Genomic DNA, 21,607 nt, shown 5'->3' on the forward strand with positions numbered 1-21,607 from the left:
TTACTTGGCGGCCGATGCAGCAGCCATCTTGGTACTGCCGCCGCCGATCGTTTCCAGCACCTTCCACTGGCCATTTTCGACCTTGTAGAGGGTGATGCCGCCATTCTTCAGGTCGCCCTTGTCGTCGTAGGCCCACTCGCTCGAGGTCACGCCCGAGTGCTGGATCTTGGCGAGCACCGGCAGGTACTTGGCCGGGTCGGACGAGTTGGCCTGCTTCATCGCGTCGATCATCGCCATGGTGGCGTCGTAACCGTACGGCGAGTAGGTGGCCACGTCGGTCTTGAAACGCGCCTTGTAACGGGACTCGTAGTCCTTGCCCTTCGGCATCTGCTCGAGCGGCAGGCCGGCCAGCGAGGCGATGGTGCCGTCGCCGTCGGTGCCCGACAGCTTCAGGAAGGTCGGGGTCTTGGTCATTTCGCCCGACACCAGCGGGGACTTCACGCCCAGGCGCTTCATCTGCTTGGCCATCGGGGCGGACTGCGCGTCGGCGCCGCCGTAGAACACCATGTCCGGGCCCACCGACTTGATCGAGGTGATGATCGCCGCGAAGTCGGTGGCCTTGTCGTTGGTGAACTCACGCTTCACCACGGTGCCGCCGGACGCCTTCACCGCCTTCTCGAATTCGTCGGCCAGACCCTGGCCGTAGGCGGTGCGGTCGTCGACGATCGCGATCTTCTTGAAGCCGAGCTTCTCGACCACGTACTTGCCGACCACGCTGCCTTGCTGGGTGTCCGAGGTCATCGAACGGAAGGTGGTCTTGAAGCCTTGCTGGGTAAAGGTCGGCGCGGTCGCCATCGCGATCATCGGCACGCCGTTGTCCGAGTAGATCTTCGAGGCAGGGATCGCGGTACCGGAGTTGAAGTGACCGATGATGCCACTCACCTTGGAGTCCATGAACTTCTGCGCAACCTGGGTGGCGATCTTCGGATCGGCCTGGTCGTCCTGGGCGTCGAGTTCGAACTTCACCGGCTTGCCGCCGATGGTCGGTTTCTCGGCGTTGGCGTCTTCGATCGCCAGCGTCACGCCGTTCTTGTACTCCTCGCCGTAGTGGGCCTGCGGGCCGGTCAGCGGGGCGGCAAAGCCCAGCTTGACCACGGTCTCGCCAGCGGCGGCGGCAGCGCCGGACGCTGCCGCGCCGGCGGCCGGCTGTTCCTTCTTGCCACATGCGGAGAGAGCCAGAGCCGCAGCAACTGCCACGGTAAGCGAAGCCAGTTTGATAGTGTGCATCGTCGTTCCTCTACCTTGGTTGATTTCCCCTGCCCGTCCGGATACGTCGCCCGGCGGCTTGGATTTGTGTGACGTTTCGGTAAAACGCTGGCGGCATTATTTCAATGCCGCCCTTGTCTGACAAGCAAACCCGGTATTTTGGATACCACGGCGCGCACGCTTGTGGCGTGCTGCGTCGCAGCGATCCAGGGTTTCCGGCACTCCAAGACCGGGCCGGTCCATTCGGCCAACCCGGCACGGCCCTTCGAACCTGCTCATAATCTTACTGCGCGGCCCTGATCGGGGCTCATGCGCTGCTCGAAATCCTCATGGACACCACGTCCACTCCGGTTTCTGCGCTGCTCTTCACCCCGCTGAGGGCCGCTCGCAACAGATTCTGAACAGGCTCTTACTCGGCCAGACTCATCAGGCTGGCGTTGCCGCCGGCCGCGGTGGTGTTGACGCTGACCGCGCGCTCCACCACCAGGCGATGCAGGTTGATGCCGGCGCCGTGCGGCACCACCAGCGACAGCAGCGCGCCGTCGCGGGCAGCCAAGCGGCGGCGCAGCTCGGCCTGAGCGGCGGCGTCGCCGTGGACGATCAGCGCGGCCATGTCGGCGGCGAGCACGTCGTCGGCGAGCTCGACCCAGCCGTTCAGCGGCCGCACTTCGGCGGCCAACGGTTCGGCCTTGCCGATAACCGCGCGGTTGCCGGTGGCGAGCACCGCCGCCAGCGCGCTGACCTGCTCGAGTAGGCTGCCGCCGGCGATGCCGATGCGGCCGCGCGGCGCGAACGACAGGGTGTTCTTCTCGCCGGTCGGCCCCGGCAGCAGCGCTTGTTCGGCCAACGGCGTGGCGGCACGCAGCGCGACGATGCGTTCGGCCTCGGCGGTCTTCTCGGCCGGCGACAGCGCCAGCCTCGGCAGCGCCGCGTGCAGGGCATCCAGGCCCGGCAGCGCCACCGGGGCACTGGCCGCCTTCAACCGGGCGTCCCACTCGGCGCGGCGAATCAGCCGGTACAGGTAGAACGGGCCGCCGGCCTTCGGGCCGGTGCCGGACAGGCCTTCGCCGCCGAACGGCTGCACGCCGACCACGGCACCGACCACATTGCGGTTGACGTAGACGTTACCCGCCTTCACCTCGCGGCAGATGGTGTCGATGGTCTCATCGATGCGGCTGTGCACGCCGTGGGTCAGGCCGTAGCCGGTGGCGTTGATCTCGGCGATCACCTTGTCGAGCTGGTTCGCCTCGAAGCGCACCACGTGCAGCACCGGGCCGAACACCTCGCGTTTCAGCAGCTTGATCGAGTCGATCTCGAACAGCGTCGGCGGCACGAAGGTGCCGTGCGCGGCCGCGTCACCCAGGGTCACCTGGTGACAGCTGCGCGCCTGGCCTTTCATCTGCTCGATATGGCGCAGCAGATTGCCCTGCGCCTCGGCGTCGATCACCGGGCCGACGTCGGTGGCGAGCCGCGCCGGGTCGCCGACCACCAGCTCGTCCATCGCGCCCTTGATCATCGCCACCACCTTGTCTGCGACGTCGTTCTGCAGATAGAGCACGCGCAGCGCCGAGCAGCGCTGGCCGGCCGAGTCGAACGCCGACGACAGCACATCGGCCACCACCTGCTCCGGCAAGGCCGAGCTGTCGACGATCATCGCGTTCTGGCCGCCGGTTTCGGCGATCAGCGGCACGTCTTCGCTACGCTGCGCCAGGGTGCGGTTGATCAGCTGCGCGACCTCGGTCGAGCCGGTGAAGATCACGCCCTTGACGCGTACGTCGCGGGTCAGCGCCGCGCCGACGGTCTCGCCGCGACCCGGCAGGAACTGCAGCACGTCGCGCGGCACGCCGGCCTCGTGGAACAGCCGCACCGCGTAGCAGGCGATCAGCGCGGTCTGTTCGGCCGGCTTGGCCAGCACCGGGTTGCCGGCGGCGAGCGCGGCGGCCACTTCGCCGATGAAGATCGCCAGCGGGAAGTTCCACGGGCTGATCGCCACCACCGGGCCGACCGCCGGGTGGCTGTCGTTGGCGAATTCGTTGCGCACCTGCTGCGCGTAGTAGCGGCAGAAGTCCACCGCTTCGCGCACTTCGGCGATCGCGTTCGACAGGGTCTTGCCCGCCTCGCGCACCGCCAGCCCCATCAGCGTGGCGATGTTGTGTTCCATCGCGTCGGCCATCCGCTCGAGGCAGGCGGCGCGTTCGGTCGGCAGCGTGGCGGCCCAACGCGGCGCGGCCGCTTCGGCCAAGGTCAGCGCCTCGTCGACCTGGGCGACGCTCGCCTCGATCACCGCCCCGACCACGTCGCGGCGATCGGCCGGGTTGGTGACCGGCTGGCGCTCACCGTCGGCCACGTCGCCGCTGCCGAGCAGCGGCTGTGCCAGCCAATCCTGGCGGGCGGCGACCTCCAGGCCGATCTGCAAGGTGGCGAGCACATGCTCGCTCGACAGGTCGAGACCCGAGGAATTCTTGCGGCCGCGTCCGTACAGCTCGACCGGCAGCGCGATCTTGCTGTGCGGCGCGCCGGCGTGGCGGGCGGCTTCGGCCACCGGGTCGGCGATCAGCTCGTCGATCGACACCGATTCGTCGACGATGCGGTTCACGAACGAGCTGTTCGCGCCGTTTTCGAGCAGGCGGCGCACCAGGTACGCCAGCAGCGTCTCGTGCGAGCCGACCGGGGCGTAGATGCGGCAGGCCTTGCCAAGGTTGGCCGAACCGACCACCTGGTCGTACAGCGTCTCGCCCATGCCGTGCAGGCACTGGAATTCATAGTCGAGGCCGTTCGCCAGCTGATAGACCGCCGCCAGCGTGTAGGCGTTGTGCGAAGCGAACTGCGGGTAGATCGCGTCCTGCGCGGCCAGGAGCTTCTTGGCGCAGGCGAGGTAGGCCACGTCGGTGTAGACCTTGCGGGTGTAGACCGGATAGCCCGGCAGGCCGTCGACCTGCGCACGCTTGATCTCGGCGTCCCAGTAGGCGCCCTTCACCAGGCGCACCATGAAGCGGTTGCCGGTGCGGCGCGCTAGGTCGACCAGGTAGTCGATCACGTACGGGCAGCGCTTCTGGTACGCCTGCACCACGATGCCGATGCCCTTGAAGCCGGCCAGGTCCGGATCATTCGCCAGCTCCTCGATCAGGTCCAGCGACAATTCCAGGCGGTCGGCTTCTTCGGCGTCGATATTCAGGCCGATGTCGTAGCGCTTGGCGAGCAGGAACAGCTCCTTCAGGCGCGGCAGCAGCTCATTCATGCTGCGTTCGTGCTGGGTGCGGCTGTAGCGCGGGTGGATCGCCGACAGTTTCACCGAGATACCCGGGCCCTCAAACACGCCGCGGCCGGCCGACTCTTTCCCGATGGCGTGGATCGCCATCACGTAGTCGTTAAAGTAGCGCTGCGCATCGGCTTCGGTCATCGCCGCTTCACCGAGCATGTCATAAGAGAAGCGGTAACCGCGCGCCTCGCGCTCGCGGCCGTTGGCGAGCGCCTCTTCGATGGTCTCGCCGGTGACGAACTGCTTGCCGAGCATGCGCATCGCAAGGTCCACACCCTTACGGATCAGCGGCTCGCCGCCCTTGGCGATCAGCTTGGTGATCGCGCTCGACAGCCCCTGCTCGCTGTGCGAGGACACCAGTTTGCCGGTGACGAGCAAACCCCAGGCCGCCGCGTTAACGAACATCGAGCTGCTGTTGCCGAGGTGTGCACGCCAGTCGCCGCGGCTGATCTTGTCGCGAATCAGCTTGTCGGCGGTCGCGCGGTCGGGAATGCGCAGCAAGGCCTCGGCCAGACACATCAGCGCGACGCCTTCCTGGCTCGACAGCGAGAACTCATGCATCAGCGCGTCGACGCCGCTCGACTTGGTGCGCTGCTCGCGCACCCGGGACACCAGCCGGCGTGCCAGATCCTGCACCGACTTCACCTGCTCGGCCGGCATCGCGGCCTGGGCGAGGATGGTCTGCACGCACTCGCGCTCGTCGCGGCGGTAGGCGGCGGTGATCGCGTCGCGCAGGGCGGTTTGGGGATGGGCTAGCACCTCGAAAGACATGTCGACATTCCTCTGTGAGTTTGCGCGGGACGCACCGGCCCCGTAATTGGCGGCTATTGTAACGACACCTTCAAACTTTTGTTCGACAATATATTTTCTACAGACTATTTTCGCCTGCATTTAGCTGATGCACGCCGGGCAAATCCCGCCTTGCCAAGGGCTTGCATGGCCGCAGCGGGCACTAGCCATGTTGCGCAGACGCAACCCCGTGCCCACAGTTCCTGGCGCAGGCTGTCGGCACTTCGGCTGGCCGCCACGCCGAGCGGCCGGCAATGATCCGCGTCTCAACGACATAAGGACCCGGCCGAAGCGCTCTCGGCGGCCGGGCCGGACGCGACGAGGCACGGCCAGCGCCGTGAACGGTGCAAAAATGGAAACACAATAAAAAAATAGCCCACCCCGGGGTGAGAGGTGGGCCAAACAGAACGTCAGATCAGACGGAGGGTGGTGCTACTACAACTACAGAAAATCACAGAGGGAAGGCATTCAGTACGTCGTCGTTAAACCGGTTGGACTTCGATCTCAGAAGAAACCTGCGTCACGCCCGGCACGGTCGACGCCAGTTCAACCAGTTGGCGGATTACGGCTTCGCTCGGGGCCACGCCGCTGAGCAGGACCTGGCCGTCTTTTACCGCCAGTTTCACCTGGGCACCCAGTTGCTCGGCTTGCGGCTTGAGCGCGCCTTCGACATCTTTTGCCAGTTGGACATCCTTGCTCGCGTCGGCGGCAGCGACACGCTGCGACGCCGGCTGACTGACCGGCTGCGAAGCGGTCGCCGTGCCAACGAAAGCCGCCGTGGCAGACAGGGACAGCAGGACAGCGAGGATCAGGTTCTTTTGCATGGACAGCTCCGTTACTCAACACTTGGGTCTATGTCCGGCATTTAGCAAACACCATGCCAGAAAAATTAATCCATTGTTTTTCAATGGAAATTAAATTCCCACAGCGATTTCGCCCTATTTTTACGCCACTTCACGGCAATTCCGGCCGCCATTTGTCGCCAGCCAGCGACATGATAGTGGTGTAAAACAAGTAAATAGCTGATTACAAAGAAAATCCCCTTGTCGTTAAACGGCGACAAGGGGAGCGCCTTGTATTGAAAATAGCGACATCCGCGCAAGCGTCACATGCTTAAGGCATGGTGATGACAGCCCAATAAACGGGGTTTCGCTAGCTGACGACCTTGAAGGCCGTCGGGGCCAGCTCGTACTTCTGCAGCAGGCGGTAGAACTCGGTGCGGTTGCGGTCGGCGATCCGTGCCGCGTCGGCGACGTTGCCGCCGGTCAGCCGCAACAGCCGGCTGAGGTACTCGTGCTCGAACTGGCGGCGCGCGTCGGCCAGGCTCGGGATCGACACCGTGTCTTCCGAGATCGCCTTCTGCACCAGCGTCAGCGGGATCAACGGGCTGGTGGCCAGCACGCAGCACTGCTCGACCACATTGGCCAGCTGCCGCACGTTGCCGCGCCAGCTGGCCGCCATCAGCGCCTCAAGCGCGTCCGGTGCGAAGCCGGTGATGTTCTTGCCGTAGCGCCCGGCCACCTGCTCGAGAAAATGGCGCGCCAGCAAGGGGATGTCCTCCGGCCGTTCGGCCAGCGTCGGCAGCTTCAGCGCCACCACGTTCAAGCGGTAGAACAAGTCCTCGCGAAAAGCGCCCTCGCGGATTTTCTCTTCCAGGTCGCGGTGGGTGGCCGACACCACCCGCACGTTCACCGGCACCGACCTGGCCGAACCGACTGGACGGATCTCGCGTTCCTGCAGCACCCGCAGCAGCTTCACCTGCAAGGGCAGCGGCATGTCGCCGATCTCGTCGAGGAACAGCGTGCCGCCGCCTGCCTCGAGAAACAGGCCGTTGTGACGGCTGGCCGCGCCGGTGAAGGCGCCCTTCTCGTGACCGAACAGCTCGCTCTCCAGTAGGTTCTCTGGGATCGCGCCGCAGTTCACCGCCACGAACGGGCCGCTGCTGCGCAGGCTGGCGCGGTGGATCGCCTGCGCCAGTACCTCCTTGCCGGTGCCGCTCTCGCCGCTGATCAACACGCTGGCGTCGGTCGCCGCCACCAGCCGCGCTTCGGCCAACAGTTCCTCCATCTGCGGGCTGCGACTGATCACGCCGCGCCGCCACAGCCCCTCGCCGTCGTCCGACGCCGGCGCCACCGCCGACAGCGCCAGCGCCTGCTCGACCTTGGCCAAGAGCTCGCTGCCCTCGAACGGTTTGACCAGATAGCCGAACACGCCGCGGCTGACCGCCTCGACCGCATCCGGCACGGTACCGTGGGCGGTGATGATGATTACCGGCAGCGCCGGGTAGCGGCGGCGCACCTCGTCGAACAGCGCCATGCCGTCCATCTTCGGCATCTGCCAGTCGGTCACCAGCACGTCGGCACGGTGGGCCGCCAGCGCCGACAGCGCCGCTTCGCCGGAGGCGGCGGTATCCACCTGCCAGCCGGTCGACGCCAACCGCAGCCGGGTCAGGTGCAACAGATCTGGGTCATCGTCCACCAGCAGGATGCGCGCATTGCTTGGGTTCATGGCTGCACCCCCTTCTTGTCGATCGAACGTTGCATCATCGTCTGCTCTACCTGCTTGAGCGCCTCCAGACGCGCTTGCGCGTCGTTGGCTCGCTTCTGTTCGGCCTTCAGCTGCTGAGCCAGCTTGTCCTGATCGGTGTCGGCACGGCGCCTCTCGGCCAAGTGCTGGTTGAGCAGCAGGGCAAGACCCCGCCACTCGTCCTGCTCCTTGCCGACGGTCTGTGCCAGCACGTCGTTGACGAAGCTCTGCGCCTTGGGCAGATCGCTGCGTCCGCCCGGCATCAGCTGCTGGGCGGCGTAGCGCAGCTTGTCGCCGGTGCAGGCGTCGCGCCCCGGCACCACCAGCGGCCCGCCGTTCTCACGCACCGGTTTGAGCGTCGACAGCACCGTCGCCACGCTCGGGCAATTCACCATCGCCAGCACCGGCGTGGCCTTCTTCTGAAACGCGGCACAGCTGCTCAGTAGTACCGCCATCATCAGCGCGCCGCCTACGACGCGCCTCTTGTCCTGCCAGCAATCCTTCATAGTCTCCTTAGCGGGCGGCCCGATCGGGCCACCACACGCGGAACCGGGCGCCTTCGCCGGTTCCTGAAATCAGTTCGAGTTTGCCACCCATCTGCTGGGCGAAGCCTTGCGCCATCGACAGTCCGATACCGGAGCCCGGCGCCTCGCCGGCTGGCATTGCACCGCAATAAAACGGCTCGAAGATCCGCTCTCGGTCGGCCTCGGCCACGCCGGGCCCTTGGTCGGCCACGGTCAGCCTGACCCGACCCTGCACCTTGTCGGTCATCAGCGTCAGCTCACCGCCGGCCGGGCTGAAACGGATCGCATTGATCAGCAGGTTATCGACGATGGTCTCGACCTTGCCAGCGTCGCCGTGCACCCAGCCGACGCCGTGGCGCACATCGAGCGTCAGCCGCTTGCCGTTGATCAGCAGTCGGTTCTGCTCGATCCGCGCGGCGAGCAGGCTCTGCAGATTGAAACGCTGCCAGTCGAGCCGCTTCATCCGCAGCTGTTCGGCGTCCTGGCGCAGCAGCGCGTCGATGCGCTGGCGCAGCAGCTGGACGTTGTCGCGCACGATGCCGACCACCTCCTGCTGCGCCGGATTGAGCGGCCCCAGTAATTGTTCGGACAACAGCGCGCTCCCCTCGTTCAGCGCGGCGAGCGGGGTCTTCAGTTCGTGCGAGACATGGCGGAAGAACCGCGTCTTGTCGTTTTCCAGTTCGGCCAACCTGGCGTCGAGTTCCCGCAGCGAGTGCGCCAGCTCGCGCAAGTCGGCCGGGCCCTCTGGTTTCCACTCGAGGCCGCGCTGGCCATCGCCGAGCTGGTGGATACGGCGCCGCAGCCGCACCACCGGCCGTGCCAGCCGGTGACCGATCAACAGCGCCAACAAGAGCGCCAGGCCGAGCGAGGCGACCACCATCAGGCTGGCGGCCTGCCGTTGTTCGGCAAAGCGTTCACGCATCCGCACTTCGCGCTGCAGTATCTGCCCCTTCACCCCGGCGCCGAGCTGGCTGTTGTCCTGCCCCAGCTGATCGAAGAACAGGTTCAGCTTCAGCGCCAGTTCGTCGCCCCGCCTGTCGAGCAGCTGATCGAGCTCGCGCCGACGCTGCTGATACTGCGCCAACACCGCCGCCGGCGCAGGCGAGGCGCCGGCCAGCTGCAGCAGGGCCGGCTCGCTGGCATTCCAGGCGGCGTCGACTCCCTGGCGGAACGTCGCATCGTCGAGCACGGCAAACTGGCGTGCGCTACGCTCCATCAGCGTGGCCTGCTCGGACAACAGGCGCACCGCGTTGGTCAGCCTGGCGGCCTGCATCTGCGCGCTGACCGAGTCGTTGACCACGCTGTCGAACTGGCGCCACAACTGGACCAGTGCCAGCGACGGCAGCAGCACGGTCAACAGCAGGCAGGCCATCAGCCAGGTACGGAAGGAAAAGCGGAAACGCTCGACCGGAGAAATCAGGGACAGCCTCCGTGGGTTCGGGCCGCCTATGCTGGCCCGTCTTAAAGAGTGGAACCAAGATTGTCACTGAAGTGAGTAGCAGGCGCAAATGCGCCGGGCCCCGCGTGGCCAAAAAACCGGGGCGTCGGCAACGACGCCCGACAGGTAGGGCATGGCAGGCCGGCGTCATGCCCGTCCCCGCACCTCCCGAGCAAACGCGCAAAAAAACAGGCTCACGGTGACGTGAGCCTGTTTTCAGATTAGCTAACGACCAGTTCGGCCAAGCTAGTACTGCGCGATCAGCGACGCATCGAGTCGAAGAACGCCTGGTTGGTCTTGGTCGCGCGCAGTTTGTCCTGCAGGAATTCCATCGCCTCGAGGTCGTCCATCGGGTACAGCAGCTTGCGCAGCACCCAGATCCGCTGCAACTGGTCCTGCGGGATCAGCAGCTCTTCGCGACGGGTGCCGGAGCGGTTGATATTGACCGCCGGGAACATCCGCTTCTCGGCCATACGGCGGTCGAGGTGCAGTTCCATGTTACCGGTGCCCTTGAATTCCTCGTAGATCACGTCGTCCATGCGCGAACCGGTGTCGATCAGCGCCGTGGCGATGATGGTCAGCGAGCCGCCCTCCTCGACGTTACGCGCCGCACCGAAGAAGCGCTTCGGACGCTGCAGCGCGTTGGCGTCGACACCACCGGTCAGCACCTTGCCCGAGGCCGGTACCACGGTGTTGTAGGCACGGGCCAGACGCGTGATCGAATCGAGCAGGATCACCACGTCCTTCTTGTGCTCGACCAGGCGCTTGGCCTTCTCGATCACCATCTCGGCCACCTGCACGTGACGGGTCGCCGGCTCGTCGAAGGTCGACGACACGACTTCGCCCTTCACCGAACGCTGCATCTCGGTCACTTCTTCCGGGCGTTCGTCGATCAACAGCACGATCATCACCGCTTCCGGATGGTTGGCGGTGATCGCGTGGGCGATGTTCTGCAGCATCACCGTCTTGCCCGACTTCGGCGAGGCAACCAAGAGGCCGCGCTGGCCCTTGCCGATCGGCGCGATCATGTCGATCACGCGGGCGGTGATGTTTTCCTCGGCCTTGATATCGCGCTCGAGCTTGAACTGCTCGGTCGGGAACAGCGGCGTGAGGTTCTCGAACAGGATCTTGTGCTTGGACTTCTCCGGCGCTTCGCCGTTGACCTTGTCCACCTTCACCAGCGCGAAGTAGCGTTCGCCGTCCTTCGGGGTACGGATTTCGCCGTCGATCGAATCACCGGTATGCAGGTTGAAGCGACGGATCTGCGACGGGCTGACGTAGATGTCATCCGGGCCGGCCAGGTACGAGGTGTCCGGGCTGCGCAGGAAGCCGAAACCATCCGGCAACACCTCGAGCGTGCCTTCGCCAAAGATGCTCTCGCCCTTTTTGGCCTGATTTTTCAGCATGGCGAAGATGAGATCCTGCTTGCGCAGGCGGTTGGCACCGTCAATCTCGTTGGCGATGGCCATTTCCACGAGTTGCGTGACGTGGAGATGCTTGAGGTCGGATAAATGCATAGCGGACGTGCGTCGACTCGAAATACGTTAGGGAGGAAAACGCTTACTTAAGGGGGTGTAAAGCGGATAAGGAACGGGCGGCAGAGTGAGCCGCCCGCTAGGCAAGAATGTCTGAACGGAGAATAGAGGCTTTAGATGTGGCTGTCAATAAATGCCGTCAGCTGGCTCTTGGCCAGGGCGCCGACCTTGGTGGCGGCTACTTCGCCATCCTTGAAGATCATCAGCGTCGGGATGCCGCGGATGCCGAACTTCGGCGGGGTCTGCTCGTTCTGGTCGATGTTGAGCTTCACCACTTTGAGTCGGCCGGCATAGTCCTTGGCCACTTCGTCCAGGATCGGGGCGATCATTTTGCACGGACCGCACCACTCGGCCCAGTAGTCCACCAGCACCGGACCTTCGGCCTTGAGTACGTCTTGTTCGAAGGAGTCGTCGGTAACATGCAGGATAAGGTCGCTCATGGTTTCCTCTGTGTAATGGGGTCAGTGTAAGAGTCGCTAACAGAATTCGCTGCCTGGCCGAATTTTGTTAGCGACCCCGATGCGGCAAATGGTAACAACAGGCCCTGCCGGCAGCAACCGCGGGCCCAGCGTGGGTTATCGACCGCCGAACCGCCGGTCTACCGGGCCATGCTTCCAACATGGGGCACCCGGCCGCGCTTTTCAAGCCAGCGCGGCCGCGAGCAGCGCCTGCGTATACGGCTCGCGCGGCGCGGCGAACACTGCCGGGGTCGCGCCGTGCTCGATCACGGCGCCGCCCTTGAGCACCATCACCCGGTGCGCCAGCGCGCGGATCACCGCCAGATCGTGGCTGATGAACAGGTAGCTGATGCCGTAGCGCGCCTGCAGGTCGAGCAGCAGCTCGATCACCTGCTTTTGCAGCGTGGCGTCGAGTGCGCTGGTCGGCTCGTCGAGCAGCAGCACCTTCGGGCGCAGGATCACCGCGCGGGCGATCGCGATGCGCTGGCGCTGGCCGCCGGAAAACTCGTGCGGGTAGCGACTGAGCACGTCTTCGGCCAGTCCGACCTCGCCGAGCATCGTCACCACCCGCGCGCGCCGCTCGGCAGGGCTGAGCCCGGGCTGGTGCAGGGCCAGCCCCTCGCCGACGATCTCCTCGATGGTCAGCCGCGGCGACAGCGAGGCGTACGGGTCCTGGAACACCACCTGGAAGTCGCGCCGGGCGCGGCGCAGCGCGTCGCCACGCAGCGCATCGAGCCGCGTGCCGTCGAGCACGATCTCGCCCTTGACCGACCCCGCGTCGATCAGCCGCATCAACGCCAGACCCAGCGTGGTCTTGCCCGAACCCGACTCGCCGACGATGCCGAGCGTCTGGCCGGCCGGCAAGCTGAGCGTCACGTCGCCCACGATCGGCACCGACTCGCTGCCGAACCAGCCGCGCCGCCGCGCAAACGCCACCGACAGCTCGCGGGCGGCCAGACGCACCGATGCATCGTCCTGCGGCGCGGCGTCGAGCGGCACCGGCCGGCTGGCGAGCAGCGCGCGGGTGTACGGGTGTTCAGGTTGGCCGAACACGCTGTCTACCGTACCGCTCTCCACCACCCTGCCCGCCTGCATCACCACCACCCGGTCGGCGAAGCGGCGCACCAGGTTCAGATCGTGGGTGATGAACAGCACCGCCATGCCGGTTTCGCGTTGCAGGTCGGCCAAGAGGTCGAGGATCTGCGCTTGCACGGTGACGTCGAGCGCGGTGGTCGGCTCGTCGGCGATCAACAACTTCGGCCGCGCCGCCAGCGCCATCGCGATCATCGCGCGCTGGCGCTGGCCGCCGGACAGCTGGAACGGGAAGGCGTCGACCTTGCGTTCCGGCTCGGCGATGCCGGTATGCGCCAACAACCGGATCGCCTCGGCGCGCGCCGCCCGCATGTCGAGGCCCAGATGCAGCTGCAGCACCTCGATGATCTGGTTGCCGACGGTGTACACCGGGTTGAGCGCGGTCATCGGCTCCTGGAAGATCATGCCGATCTCGCGGCCGCGCAGCTGGCGCAGCCGCTTTTCCGGCACGGCGACCAGATCGTCGCTGCCGTAGCGGACCGTCCCCGTCAGCCCGACGTCGGGATTGAGGCGCAGGATAGCCTGTGCGGTCACCGTCTTGCCCGAGCCGGACTCGCCGACCAGCGCCACCTTTTCGCCGGCGGCGACGCTGAACGACACCTCGTCCGCCACCACCAGTTGGCCGAAGCGCGCGGTCAGCCGCTCCACCTTCAACAGTTCGCTCATCTCAACCTTTTCGCATGTCGAGCGCGGCACGCAGGCCTTCGCCGATGAAGATCAACAGCAACAGCGTCGCCGTCAGCACCGTAAAGGTCGACAGCGCGATCCACCAGGCGTCCAGGTTGTCCTTGCCCTGCGACAGCAGTTCGCCGAGGCTCGGCGTATTGGCAGGCACGCCCAAGCCGAGAAAGTCCAGGCTGGTCAGCGCCAGGATCGCGCCGCTGACCCGGAACGGCAGAAACGCCACCACCGGCGTCAGGCTGTTCGGCAACAGGTGGCGCCACATGATGCGCGGGTTGGATAGGCCGAGCGCCCGCGCCGACAGCGCGTATTCGCTCTGCCGGTTCTTCAGAAACTCGGCGCGCACATAGTCGGCGAGGCCCATCCAGCCGAACAGCGACAGCAACACCAAGAGCAGCCCCAGGCTGGGGTTGAAGAACGACGAGAGGATGATCAGCAGATACAGCTCCGGCAGCCCGCCCCAGATTTCCGACAGCCGCTGCAGCACCAGGTCGACTCTGCCGCCGAAGAAGCCCTGGATCGCGCCGAGCAGGATGCCGACCAGCGTACCGACCACGGTCAGCACCAGCGCGAACAGCACCGACAGCCGGAAGCCGTACAGCAACCGGGCGAACACGTCGCGGCCGCGGTCGTCGGTACCTAGCAGGTTGGCCATCGACGGCGCGGCCGGGTTCGGTGTGGCGGTGAAGTCGTTCAAGGTGTCGTAGCTGTATGGATTGGGCGCGTACAGCGCCCAGTTGCCGTCGATCCCGAAGCGGTGGCGGATATACGGGTCGAGATAGTCGGTCGGCGTGTCGAAGTCGCCGCCGAACACGGTCTCGTTGTAGTCGAACACGATCGGGTAATAGTTGCGGCCGCCGTAGTGGACGATCAGCGGTTTGTCATTGGACAGCAGTTCGGCGAACAGCGACACCACCAACAGCACACCGAAGATCCACAGACTGATGTAGCCGCGCCGGTTCTGCTTGAAACGCCGCCAGGCGCGGCGACCGGGTGACAGGCTCATTGGCCGCCCTCCTCGTAGCTGACCCGCGGGTCGATCAACAGGTAGGACAGGTCGGACAGCAGCTTGGCGGCCAGGCCGAGCAAGGTAAACACGTACAGCGAGCCCATCACCACCGGGTAGTCGCGGCGGATCACCGATTCGTATGACAGCAGCCCCAGCCCGTCGAGCGAGAACAGCGTCTCGATCAGCAGGCTGCCGGTGAAGAACGCGCCGATGAACGCGGCCGGAAAGCCGGTCACCAGCGGGATCAGCGCGTTGCGGAACACATGCTTATAGAGGATGGTGCGTTCGGCCAAGCCCTTGGCGCGCGCGGTGTACACGTACTGGCGGCGGATTTCCTCGAGGAACACGTTCTTGGTCAGCAGCGTCATCACCGCCAAGTTGCCGACCACCGAGGCGGTCACCGGCAAGGTGATGTGCCACAGATAGTCGGTGATCTTGTGCCACCAGCCGAGCATCGCCCAGTTGTCACTGGTCAGGCCCCTGAGCGGGAATACTTCGAAGAAGCTGCCGCCGCCGAACAGCACCAACAGCGCCACGCCGAGCACGAAGCCGGGGATCGCGTAGCCGACCAGGATCAGCGTACTGGTGACGATATCGAAGGCACTGCCGTCGCGCACCGCCTTGGCGATGCCGAGTGGAATGCACACCAGATAGGTGATGAAGAAGCTCCACATCCCGATCGATATCGACACCGGCAGTTTGGACAGGATCAGCTGGCCGACCGACTGGTGGTGGAAGAAGCTCTCGCCCAGATCGAAGCGGGCGAAGCGCCAGACCATCTCGCCGAAACGGGTCAAGGGCGGCTTGTCGAAGCCGTACAGCTTCTTCAGTTGGGCGACCTCCTCCGGAGAGAGACCGGTGGCGCCCTTCACCAGCTGGGTGCTGGCGACCGAGGTCTCGCCGGGCACGCCGCTCTTGGTGAGCTGCTGGACGATCTGCTCGACCGGCCCGCCGGGCACGAACTGGATGATCGCGAAGGTGATGGCGAGGATGCCGACCAGGGTCGGGATCATCAGCAGCAGGCGTTTGACGGTATAGCGCCACATGGCTCAGTGCTCCGCGTTCTTGGCAGGGGCGGCCCACCAGGTTTGGATCGCCCAGCTGGTCGGCTCGTAAAAGCGCGGCAGCGTGGCCGGTTGGCCGAAACGGTTCCACCAGGCGGTACGATGGAACGGCAGATACCAGTTGGGGATCACGTAGTAGCCGGCGCGCAGCACCCGATCAAGCGCGCGGCTGGCGGCGATCAGCTGGCGCCGGTCGTCGAAGTGCAGAAAGTTCTGCAGCAGCGTGTCCACCGCCGGGTTGCACAGCCCGGCCCAGTTGTTCGAGCCGGGGGTCTTGGCGGCCGCGCAACTGTGGAAGTTGAGCTGTTCGTTGCCGGGGCTTTGGCTCGCGCCGTACACCACCACCGTCATGTCGTAGGCGAAGTCGTTCACGCGGCGCTGGTAGATCGCCGGGTCGACGACGCGCACGTTCAGCGCGATGCCGATTTTGGCCAGATCCTTCTGCCACTTGGCGACGATGCGCTCATAGGTGCGCGAAAACGCCAGGAACTCGATCACGAACGGCCGGCCCTGCTGGTCGACCAGCCTGCCGCCCTCGTAGCGCCAGCCGGCCTCGAACAGCAGGTGGCGCGCCGCCTTCAGCTGCTCGCGATTGCCGACCGCCAGATCGGTGACCGGCGGCGATACCGGCTGGCCGAACACCTCGGGCGGCAACTGCTTGCGCAAGGGTTCGAGCAGTGCCAGCTCGTCCGGCGTCGGCAGGCCGGTCGCCGCCAGCTCGCCATTAGTGAAGTAGCTGGGGCTGCGCCGGTACTGGCCATAGAACAGCTGCTTGTTGACCCATTCGAAATCGAACGACAGCGTCAGCGCCTGGCGCACCCGGGGATCGCGGAACAAGGGGTTGCGCAGATTGAGCACGAAACCCTGCATGCCGGCGCCGTTGTGGTGCGGCAGCAGCTTCTTGACGATCAGGCCGTCGTCGAACTTGCTGCCGCGGTAGCTGCGTGCCCAGTTCTTGGCGACGTTTTCCGCCGCCAGGTTGAACTCGCCGGCCTTGAACGCCTCGAGCCGGGCTGTGTCATCCTTGTAGTAACGGAACACGATCCGGTCGAAGTTGTACATGCCGCGCCGGCTCGGCAGGTCGACACCCCAGTAGTTCGGATCGCGGGCGAACTCGCTACGCTTGCCCAGATCGTAGCCGGCCAGCCGGTAAGGCCCGGAGCCGACCGGCGCGCTGGTCGCGACATCGGCCAGCGTCTTGCCCTTGGGTATCCACGAGCGGGCGAACACCGGCATCTGACCGAGGATCATGTGCAGTTCGGCGTTCTTGCGCTTGAAGTCGAAGCGCACCCTGCTGGCGTCGAGCGCCACCGCGCGGCTGACGTCGGCCCAGTAGAAGTGATAGGTGGGACTGGCCGCGCGGTCGCGGGTCAGCGTCGTGAACGAGAACACCACGTCGGCGGCGGTCACCCGCTCGCCGTTCTGGAACCGGGCCTTGGGGTTGATATGAAAGGTCATCGACAGGCCGTCCGGCGCCAGCGCCACATCGTCGGCGATCAGGCCGTACATCGAGAACGGTTCATCCTCGCTCTGCGCCATCAGCGTCTCGAGCGTCAGCGCGCCGACCCCGGCCTCCTTGTCGCCCTTCAGCGTGAACGGGTTGAGCGTGTCAAAGCTGCCTATCGCCGGCAACACCAGCCGGCCGCCCTTCGGTGCCGCGGGGTTCACGTAGTCGAAGTGCGCAAAGCCCGGCGGGTACTTCGGCGCATAGCCGAGCGCCATTCCCGGCGCCGCCAGTGCAGGTAGCGCACACAATGCGGCCAACAGCCCGGCTGCGAGCCGGAGCCATCCCCTTTTAGCCACGGATACTCCTTGTCCTGTTCCTGTACCGGATTTCTTTTAGTTTGATGGTACCCGAGCCGGATACAAGCCGATTGTGCCGCAAAGGCTGGAGTTTGTCCGACAACGCATGCACCCGCGGCAGTTCGGCTATAATGCCCGGCTATCTCCACCAACCAAGGACTGACAGATGGGTTTCCTGCAAGGCAAGAAGATTCTCATCACCGGCATGATTTCCGACCGGTCGATCGCCTATGGCATCGCCAAGGCCTGTCATCGTGAAGGCGCCGAGCTGGCGTTCACCTACGTGGTGGACAAGCTGGAAGACCGCGTGCGCAAGATGGCCGCCGATTTCGGCTCCGAGCTGGTTTACCGCTGCGACGTGCAGAGCGACGACGAGATCAACCAGCTGTTCGTTGATCTTGGCAAACAGTGGGACGGCCTCGACGGCCTGGTGCACGCGATCGCCTTCGCCCCACGCGAAGCGCTAGGCGGCGACTTCCTCGATTCGCTGTCGCGCGAAGCGTTCCAGGTGTCGCACGATGTGTCGGCGTACAGCTTCCCGGCGCTCGCCAAGGCGGCCCGTCCGCTGATGAAGGGTCGCAATAGCGCCCTGCTCACCCTGACCTACCTGGGTGCGGTGCGCGCGATCCCGAACTACAACGTGATGGGTCTGGCCAAAGCCAGCCTGGAGGCCGCGGTACGCTTCACCGCCAGCTCGGTCGGCAAGGACGGCATCCGCTGCAACGGCATCTCGGCCGGCCCGATCAAGACGCTGGCCGCCTCCGGCATCGCCGGCTTCGGCAAGCTGCTGCACCACGTCGCCGACCAGGCCCCGCTCAAGCGCAACGTGACCACCGAAGAAGTCGGCAACGCCGCCGCCTTCCTGCTGTCCGACCTCGCGTCGGGCATCACCGGTGAGATCACCTACGTCGACGCCGGCTACAGCATCAACGCGTTGAACGTGGAAGAGGTTGAGTAAGCCTGAGCTGTAGGCAGTCTAAGTTATTGAAAATATTCATCAATTTTATTGACGCCACCGCCTAGACCACCACTTCCGCACCAACTTGGGGCATCAACCTTGCACAGGGTCGATGCCCTTTGTTTTTCTATCCCCACCCATAACTGGACTGCCCCGACAACGGTAGACACCTGCGGCTTATGATTGGACTGCCAGCCAACGACAGATGCCGCCCACTCAATAAATTCACGGACTCTGGATCGCGTTTTCCAAGTAGTCCACCAACCCGCTGACTTTGGGAGGAAGGTACCGACTGCGCGGATAAGTCGCCCAGATGCCGTCCTGCAGTGTGTAGGCGGTCAGCACGTTCGTCAGCCGGCCATTGGCCAAGTGTTCGGCCACGTAGTAATCGGGAAGCTGAACCAGGCCGAGCCCGTTCAGCGCCGCATCGAGCAAGGCGGCGCCGCTGTTGCAGCGCAGCCGACCGCTCACGCTAACTTCTCTAATTCGCCCAGCCTCGCTAAAGCGCCACACGTCGATGGTACCGACGAGGCACTGGTGCCGGCCGAGCTCGGCCAAGGTATGGGGTTCGCCATGGCGGGCGAGATAGCCCGGCGATGCACAGACATGGTGGGTGCGGCTGGCGAGCCGCTTGACCATCAGCGACGACTCATCCATCGGACCGAGCCGGATGCCGAGGTCATAGCCCTCGGCGACCAGATCGATCTTCCGGTTGTCCAGATTCAGCTCGGCGGTGACGGCCGGGAAATCGAGCAAATAGCGGTGCAGCAGCGGCGCAACCACCGTTTCCCCGTAATAAACCGGCGCGGTCAGACGTAGGTGGCCCGCCGGCTTGTTCTGCGCGCATGAAAGCGCCTGTTCGGCCTCGTGCAGGCCGTCGAGCAGCGGCCGGCAGTGCCGGTAGTAGAGCTGGCCGGCCTCGGTGACGCTGACCCGGCGCGTGGTCCGGTAGAGCAGGCGCGTCGCCAGCCGCTGCTCCAGCGCCGAGACCTGGCGGCTGACCTGCGCGACCGACAGGCCGAGCCGCTGCGCCGCGCCGGTGAAGCTCTGCGCCTCGACCACCGCGACGAATTCGACGACGCCTTCCCATTCCATGATTATTTCCAAATGGTAAAAATATCTTTCTATTTGGCCAGATTATCGCTCTTTTGGTAATGCCTAGAATGGCGTGTGTCGCTCACCACCACTCGAAGAGAAGGCCAAATGGACATGATCAAGACCCGCGCCGCCGTCGCCTGGGGCCCGAACCAGCCCCTATCTATCGAAGAAGTCGACCTGATGCCGCCGCAGGCGGGCGAGGTGCTGGTGCGCATCGTCGCCAGCGGCGTGTGCCACACCGACGCGTACACGCTGTCGGGCAAGGACGCCGAGGGCGTGTTCCCGGCCATCCTCGGCCACGAGGGCGCCGGCGTCGTCGAGGCGGTCGGCGCAGGGGTGACCAGTGTCGCGGTGGGCGATCACGTGATCCCGCTCTATACCCCCGAGTGCGGTGTGTGCAAGTTCTGCACCTCCGGCAAGACCAATCTGTGCCAGGCCATCCGCGCGACGCAGGGCAAGGGACTGATGCCGGACGGTACGACCCGCTTCTACAAGGACGGCAAGCCGATCTACCACTACATGGGCACGTCGACCTTTTCCGAGTACACCGTGCTGCCGGAGATCTCGCTCGCCAAGATCAACAAGGCCGCGCCACTCGAAGAAGTCTGTCTGCTCGGCTGCGGCGTGACCACCGGCATGGGCGCGGTGATGAACACGGCCAAGGTCAAGGAGGGCGACACCGTCGCCATCTTCGGCCTGGGCGGCATCGGCCTGTCGGCGGTGATCGGCGCGCGCATGGCCAAGGCCGGCCGCATCATCGGCATCGACATCAACACCGACAAGTTCGCGCTGGCGAAACAACTGGGCGCCACCGACCTAATCAACCCCAGGGACTTCGACAAACCGATCCAGGACGTCATCGTCGAGATGACCGACGGCGGCGTCGACTTCTCGTTCGAATGCATCGGCAACGTGCACGTGATGCGCTCAGCGCTGGAGTGCTGCCACAAGGGCTGGGGCGAGTCGGTGGTGATCGGCGTGGCCGAAGCCGGCGCGGAAATCTCGACCCGGCCGTTCCAGCTGGTCACCGGCCGCGTGTGGCGCGGCTCGGCGTTCGGCGGCGTGCGCGGCCGCTCCGAGCTGCCCGACTACGTCGAGCGCTACCTGAAGGGCGAATTCCGGCTCGACGACTTCATCACGCACACGATGCCGCTCGAAGAGATCAACACCGCCTTCGAGCTGATGCACGAGGGCAAGTCGATCCGCTCGGTGATCCACTTCGCCGAATAACCACAGCGGGCGGCGACCCCGCCCGCCGTCAGGAGCATTGCGATGTCCCCTTCGCTGGAAATGATCGCCTGCTACCGCTCGTTCGGCGGCTGGCACAAGCGTTACCGCCACCGCTCGGGCGCCACCGGCACCGAGATGACCTTCGCCATCTACCTGCCGCCGCAGACGGCGCACGGCGAGAAGGTGTCGGTGCTGTACTGGCTGTCGGGGCTGACCTGCAACGACGAGAACTTCTCGACCAAGGCCGGCGCGCAGCGCGTGGCCGCCGAACTGGGGCTGGCGCTGGTGATGCCCGACAGCAGCCCGCGCGGCGACGGCGTCGCCGACGACGACGGCTACGACCTCGGCCAGGGTGCGTCCTTCTACGTGAACGCCACGCAAGCTCCGTGGCAAGCGCACTACCGGATGTACGACTACGTCGCCGAGGAACTGTCCGCGCTCATCGAGGCGCACTTCCCGGTGACGCAGCGCCGCGCGATCAGCGGCCACTCGATGGGTGGCCACGGCGCCCTGATGGTGGCGCTGCGCAATCCGGGGCGCTACCGCTCGGTGTCGGCGTTTTCCCCGATCGTGAACCCGGGCGACGTGCCCTGGGGGCAAAAGGCGTTCGGCCACTATCTGGGCGCCGATCGCTCGGCCTGGGCCGCCTACGACAGCTGCCGGTTGATGGAGGACGCAACCGAGATGTTGCCGATACTGGTCGATCAGGGCGAGCAGGACGGCTTCCTGCCGGAACAACTGCAGCCCCACGTCCTGCAAGAGATCGCCGCACGCCGCGACTGGCCGCTGACGCTGCGAATGCAGCCCGGCTATGACCACAGCTATTACTTCGTGGCGAGCTTCATCGAGGACCACCTGCGCTTTCATGCCGGCCACTTGGCCTAGCCCCACCGGCTCGCTATGCCGGGGCCCGTTCAGCGACGAGCCCGCATGTAAC

The 21,607-nt window shown here is 65.3% G+C and carries 16 protein-coding genes; 3 read left to right on the forward strand and 13 right to left on the reverse strand.

Going from position 1 to position 21,607, the window contains the following annotated elements; genetic code table 11:
- The 12 genes from ACZ2IA_RS05090 to ACZ2IA_RS05145 all read right to left on the reverse strand — a co-directional run bounded on the left by ACZ2IA_RS05090 (nucleotide 1) and on the right by ACZ2IA_RS05145 (nucleotide 17,303).
- Nucleotides 1-1,227, reverse strand: a complete 1,227-nt coding sequence (locus ACZ2IA_RS05090; protein WP_470291489.1) for a branched-chain amino acid ABC transporter substrate-binding protein — start codon at nucleotides 1,225-1,227, stop codon at nucleotides 1-3.
- Nucleotides 1,228-1,615: 388 nt separating this feature from the next.
- Nucleotides 1,616-5,236 (reverse strand): trifunctional transcriptional regulator/proline dehydrogenase/L-glutamate gamma-semialdehyde dehydrogenase, encoded by a 3,621-nt coding sequence (putA, locus tag ACZ2IA_RS05095; RefSeq protein ID WP_470291490.1) that lies wholly within the window; start codon nucleotides 5,234-5,236, stop codon nucleotides 1,616-1,618.
- A 500-nt stretch (nucleotides 5,237-5,736) separates the two neighbouring features.
- Nucleotides 5,737-6,078 carry a BON domain-containing protein gene (locus tag ACZ2IA_RS05100; RefSeq protein ID WP_470291491.1) on the reverse strand — a complete coding sequence of 114 codons (342 nt, stop codon included), beginning with the start codon at nucleotides 6,076-6,078 and terminating at the stop codon, nucleotides 5,737-5,739.
- Between the two features lie 328 nt (nucleotides 6,079-6,406).
- Nucleotides 6,407-7,762 (reverse strand): sigma 54-interacting transcriptional regulator, encoded by a 1,356-nt coding sequence (locus tag ACZ2IA_RS05105; RefSeq protein ID WP_470291492.1) that lies wholly within the window; start codon nucleotides 7,760-7,762, stop codon nucleotides 6,407-6,409.
- Entirely contained in the window at nucleotides 7,759-8,286 is a 528-nt protein-coding gene (locus ACZ2IA_RS05110; RefSeq protein WP_470291493.1) for a hypothetical protein, read from the reverse strand. The genes ACZ2IA_RS05105 and ACZ2IA_RS05110 overlap by 4 nt, the downstream gene beginning before the upstream one ends.
- A 7-nt stretch (nucleotides 8,287-8,293) precedes the next feature.
- Nucleotides 8,294-9,676 carry a sensor histidine kinase gene (locus tag ACZ2IA_RS05115; protein WP_470291494.1) on the reverse strand — a complete coding sequence of 461 codons (1,383 nt, stop codon included), beginning with the start codon at nucleotides 9,674-9,676 and terminating at the stop codon, nucleotides 8,294-8,296.
- 326 nt (nucleotides 9,677-10,002) lie between these two features.
- A complete protein-coding gene (rho, locus tag ACZ2IA_RS05120) occupies nucleotides 10,003-11,259 on the reverse strand; it encodes a transcription termination factor Rho (protein ID WP_470291495.1) in 1,257 nt (418 codons plus the stop codon).
- A 131-nt stretch (nucleotides 11,260-11,390) separates the two neighbouring features.
- Nucleotides 11,391-11,717 carry a thioredoxin TrxA gene (gene trxA, locus ACZ2IA_RS05125; RefSeq protein WP_470291496.1) on the reverse strand — a complete coding sequence of 109 codons (327 nt, stop codon included), beginning with the start codon at nucleotides 11,715-11,717 and terminating at the stop codon, nucleotides 11,391-11,393.
- A 201-nt stretch (nucleotides 11,718-11,918) separates the two neighbouring features.
- Nucleotides 11,919-13,493 (reverse strand): ABC transporter ATP-binding protein, encoded by a 1,575-nt coding sequence (locus ACZ2IA_RS05130; RefSeq protein ID WP_470291497.1) that lies wholly within the window; start codon nucleotides 13,491-13,493, stop codon nucleotides 11,919-11,921.
- Nucleotide 13,494: 1 nt separating this feature from the next.
- Nucleotides 13,495-14,514: an ABC transporter permease gene (locus ACZ2IA_RS05135; RefSeq protein WP_470291498.1), complete on the reverse strand. Its 1,020-nt coding sequence runs from the start codon at nucleotides 14,512-14,514 to the stop codon at nucleotides 13,495-13,497.
- Entirely contained in the window at nucleotides 14,511-15,563 is a 1,053-nt protein-coding gene (locus ACZ2IA_RS05140) for a microcin C ABC transporter permease YejB (protein ID WP_470291499.1), read from the reverse strand. The genes ACZ2IA_RS05135 and ACZ2IA_RS05140 overlap by 4 nt, the downstream gene beginning before the upstream one ends.
- 3 nt (nucleotides 15,564-15,566) lie before the next feature.
- Nucleotides 15,567-17,303, reverse strand: coding sequence for an extracellular solute-binding protein (locus ACZ2IA_RS05145; RefSeq protein ID WP_470291671.1), 1,737 nt, complete (start codon nucleotides 17,301-17,303; stop codon nucleotides 15,567-15,569).
- A gap of 247 nt (nucleotides 17,304-17,550) precedes the next feature.
- Here ACZ2IA_RS05145 and fabI point away from each other — a divergent pair, with 247 nt between their 5' ends.
- On the forward strand, nucleotides 17,551-18,342 hold the full coding sequence (fabI, locus tag ACZ2IA_RS05150; RefSeq protein ID WP_470291500.1) for an enoyl-ACP reductase FabI: 792 nt from the start codon (nucleotides 17,551-17,553) through the stop codon (nucleotides 18,340-18,342).
- 225 nt (nucleotides 18,343-18,567) lie between these two features.
- On the opposite strand, the gene ACZ2IA_RS05155 is transcribed toward fabI, so the two are convergent.
- Complete coding sequence (locus ACZ2IA_RS05155) at nucleotides 18,568-19,437, reverse strand: LysR family transcriptional regulator (RefSeq protein ID WP_470291501.1); 870 nt, start codon at nucleotides 19,435-19,437, stop codon at nucleotides 18,568-18,570.
- 114 nt (nucleotides 19,438-19,551) lie between these two features.
- On the opposite strand from ACZ2IA_RS05155, the gene ACZ2IA_RS05160 reads away from it, so the two are divergent.
- Entirely contained in the window at nucleotides 19,552-20,670 is a 1,119-nt protein-coding gene (locus ACZ2IA_RS05160; RefSeq protein ID WP_470291672.1) for an S-(hydroxymethyl)glutathione dehydrogenase/class III alcohol dehydrogenase, read from the forward strand.
- Between the two features lie 54 nt (nucleotides 20,671-20,724).
- The gene (gene fghA / locus ACZ2IA_RS05165; protein ID WP_470291673.1) at nucleotides 20,725-21,555 is read left to right on the forward strand and encodes an S-formylglutathione hydrolase; all 831 of its coding nucleotides are present in this window, start codon (nucleotides 20,725-20,727) and stop codon (nucleotides 21,553-21,555) included.
- Nucleotides 21,556-21,607 lie beyond the last annotated feature (52 nt).

The organism is Crenobacter sp. CS_VA4, assembly GCF_055597485.1.

Coding starts and splice junctions, on each gene's coding strand:
- rho (WP_470291495.1), bottom strand. CDS start 11,259: ATGCATTTATCCGACCTCAAGCATCTCCACGTCACGCAACTCGTGGAA.
- ACZ2IA_RS05135 (WP_470291498.1), bottom strand. CDS start 14,514: ATGAGCCTGTCACCCGGTCGCCGCGCCTGGCGGCGTTTCAAGCAGAAC.
- ACZ2IA_RS05160 (WP_470291672.1), top strand. CDS start 19,552: ATGATCAAGACCCGCGCCGCCGTCGCCTGGGGCCCGAACCAGCCCCTA.
- putA (WP_470291490.1), bottom strand. CDS start 5,236: ATGTCTTTCGAGGTGCTAGCCCATCCCCAAACCGCCCTGCGCGACGCG.
- ACZ2IA_RS05155 (WP_470291501.1), bottom strand. CDS start 19,437: ATGGAATGGGAAGGCGTCGTCGAATTCGTCGCGGTGGTCGAGGCGCAG.
- ACZ2IA_RS05100 (WP_470291491.1), bottom strand. CDS start 6,078: ATGCAAAAGAACCTGATCCTCGCTGTCCTGCTGTCCCTGTCTGCCACG.
- ACZ2IA_RS05115 (WP_470291494.1), bottom strand. CDS start 9,676: ATGGCCTGCCTGCTGTTGACCGTGCTGCTGCCGTCGCTGGCACTGGTC.
- ACZ2IA_RS05105 (WP_470291492.1), bottom strand. CDS start 7,762: ATGAACCCAAGCAATGCGCGCATCCTGCTGGTGGACGATGACCCAGAT.
- ACZ2IA_RS05110 (WP_470291493.1), bottom strand. CDS start 8,286: ATGAAGGATTGCTGGCAGGACAAGAGGCGCGTCGTAGGCGGCGCGCTG.
- ACZ2IA_RS05130 (WP_470291497.1), bottom strand. CDS start 13,493: ATGAGCGAACTGTTGAAGGTGGAGCGGCTGACCGCGCGCTTCGGCCAA.
- ACZ2IA_RS05145 (WP_470291671.1), bottom strand. CDS start 17,303: ATGGCGCTCGGCTATGCGCCGAAGTACCCGCCGGGCTTTGCGCACTTC.
- ACZ2IA_RS05090 (WP_470291489.1), bottom strand. CDS start 1,227: ATGCACACTATCAAACTGGCTTCGCTTACCGTGGCAGTTGCTGCGGCT.
- trxA (WP_470291496.1), bottom strand. CDS start 11,717: ATGAGCGACCTTATCCTGCATGTTACCGACGACTCCTTCGAACAAGAC.
- fabI (WP_470291500.1), top strand. CDS start 17,551: ATGGGTTTCCTGCAAGGCAAGAAGATTCTCATCACCGGCATGATTTCC.
- ACZ2IA_RS05140 (WP_470291499.1), bottom strand. CDS start 15,563: ATGTGGCGCTATACCGTCAAACGCCTGCTGCTGATGATCCCGACCCTG.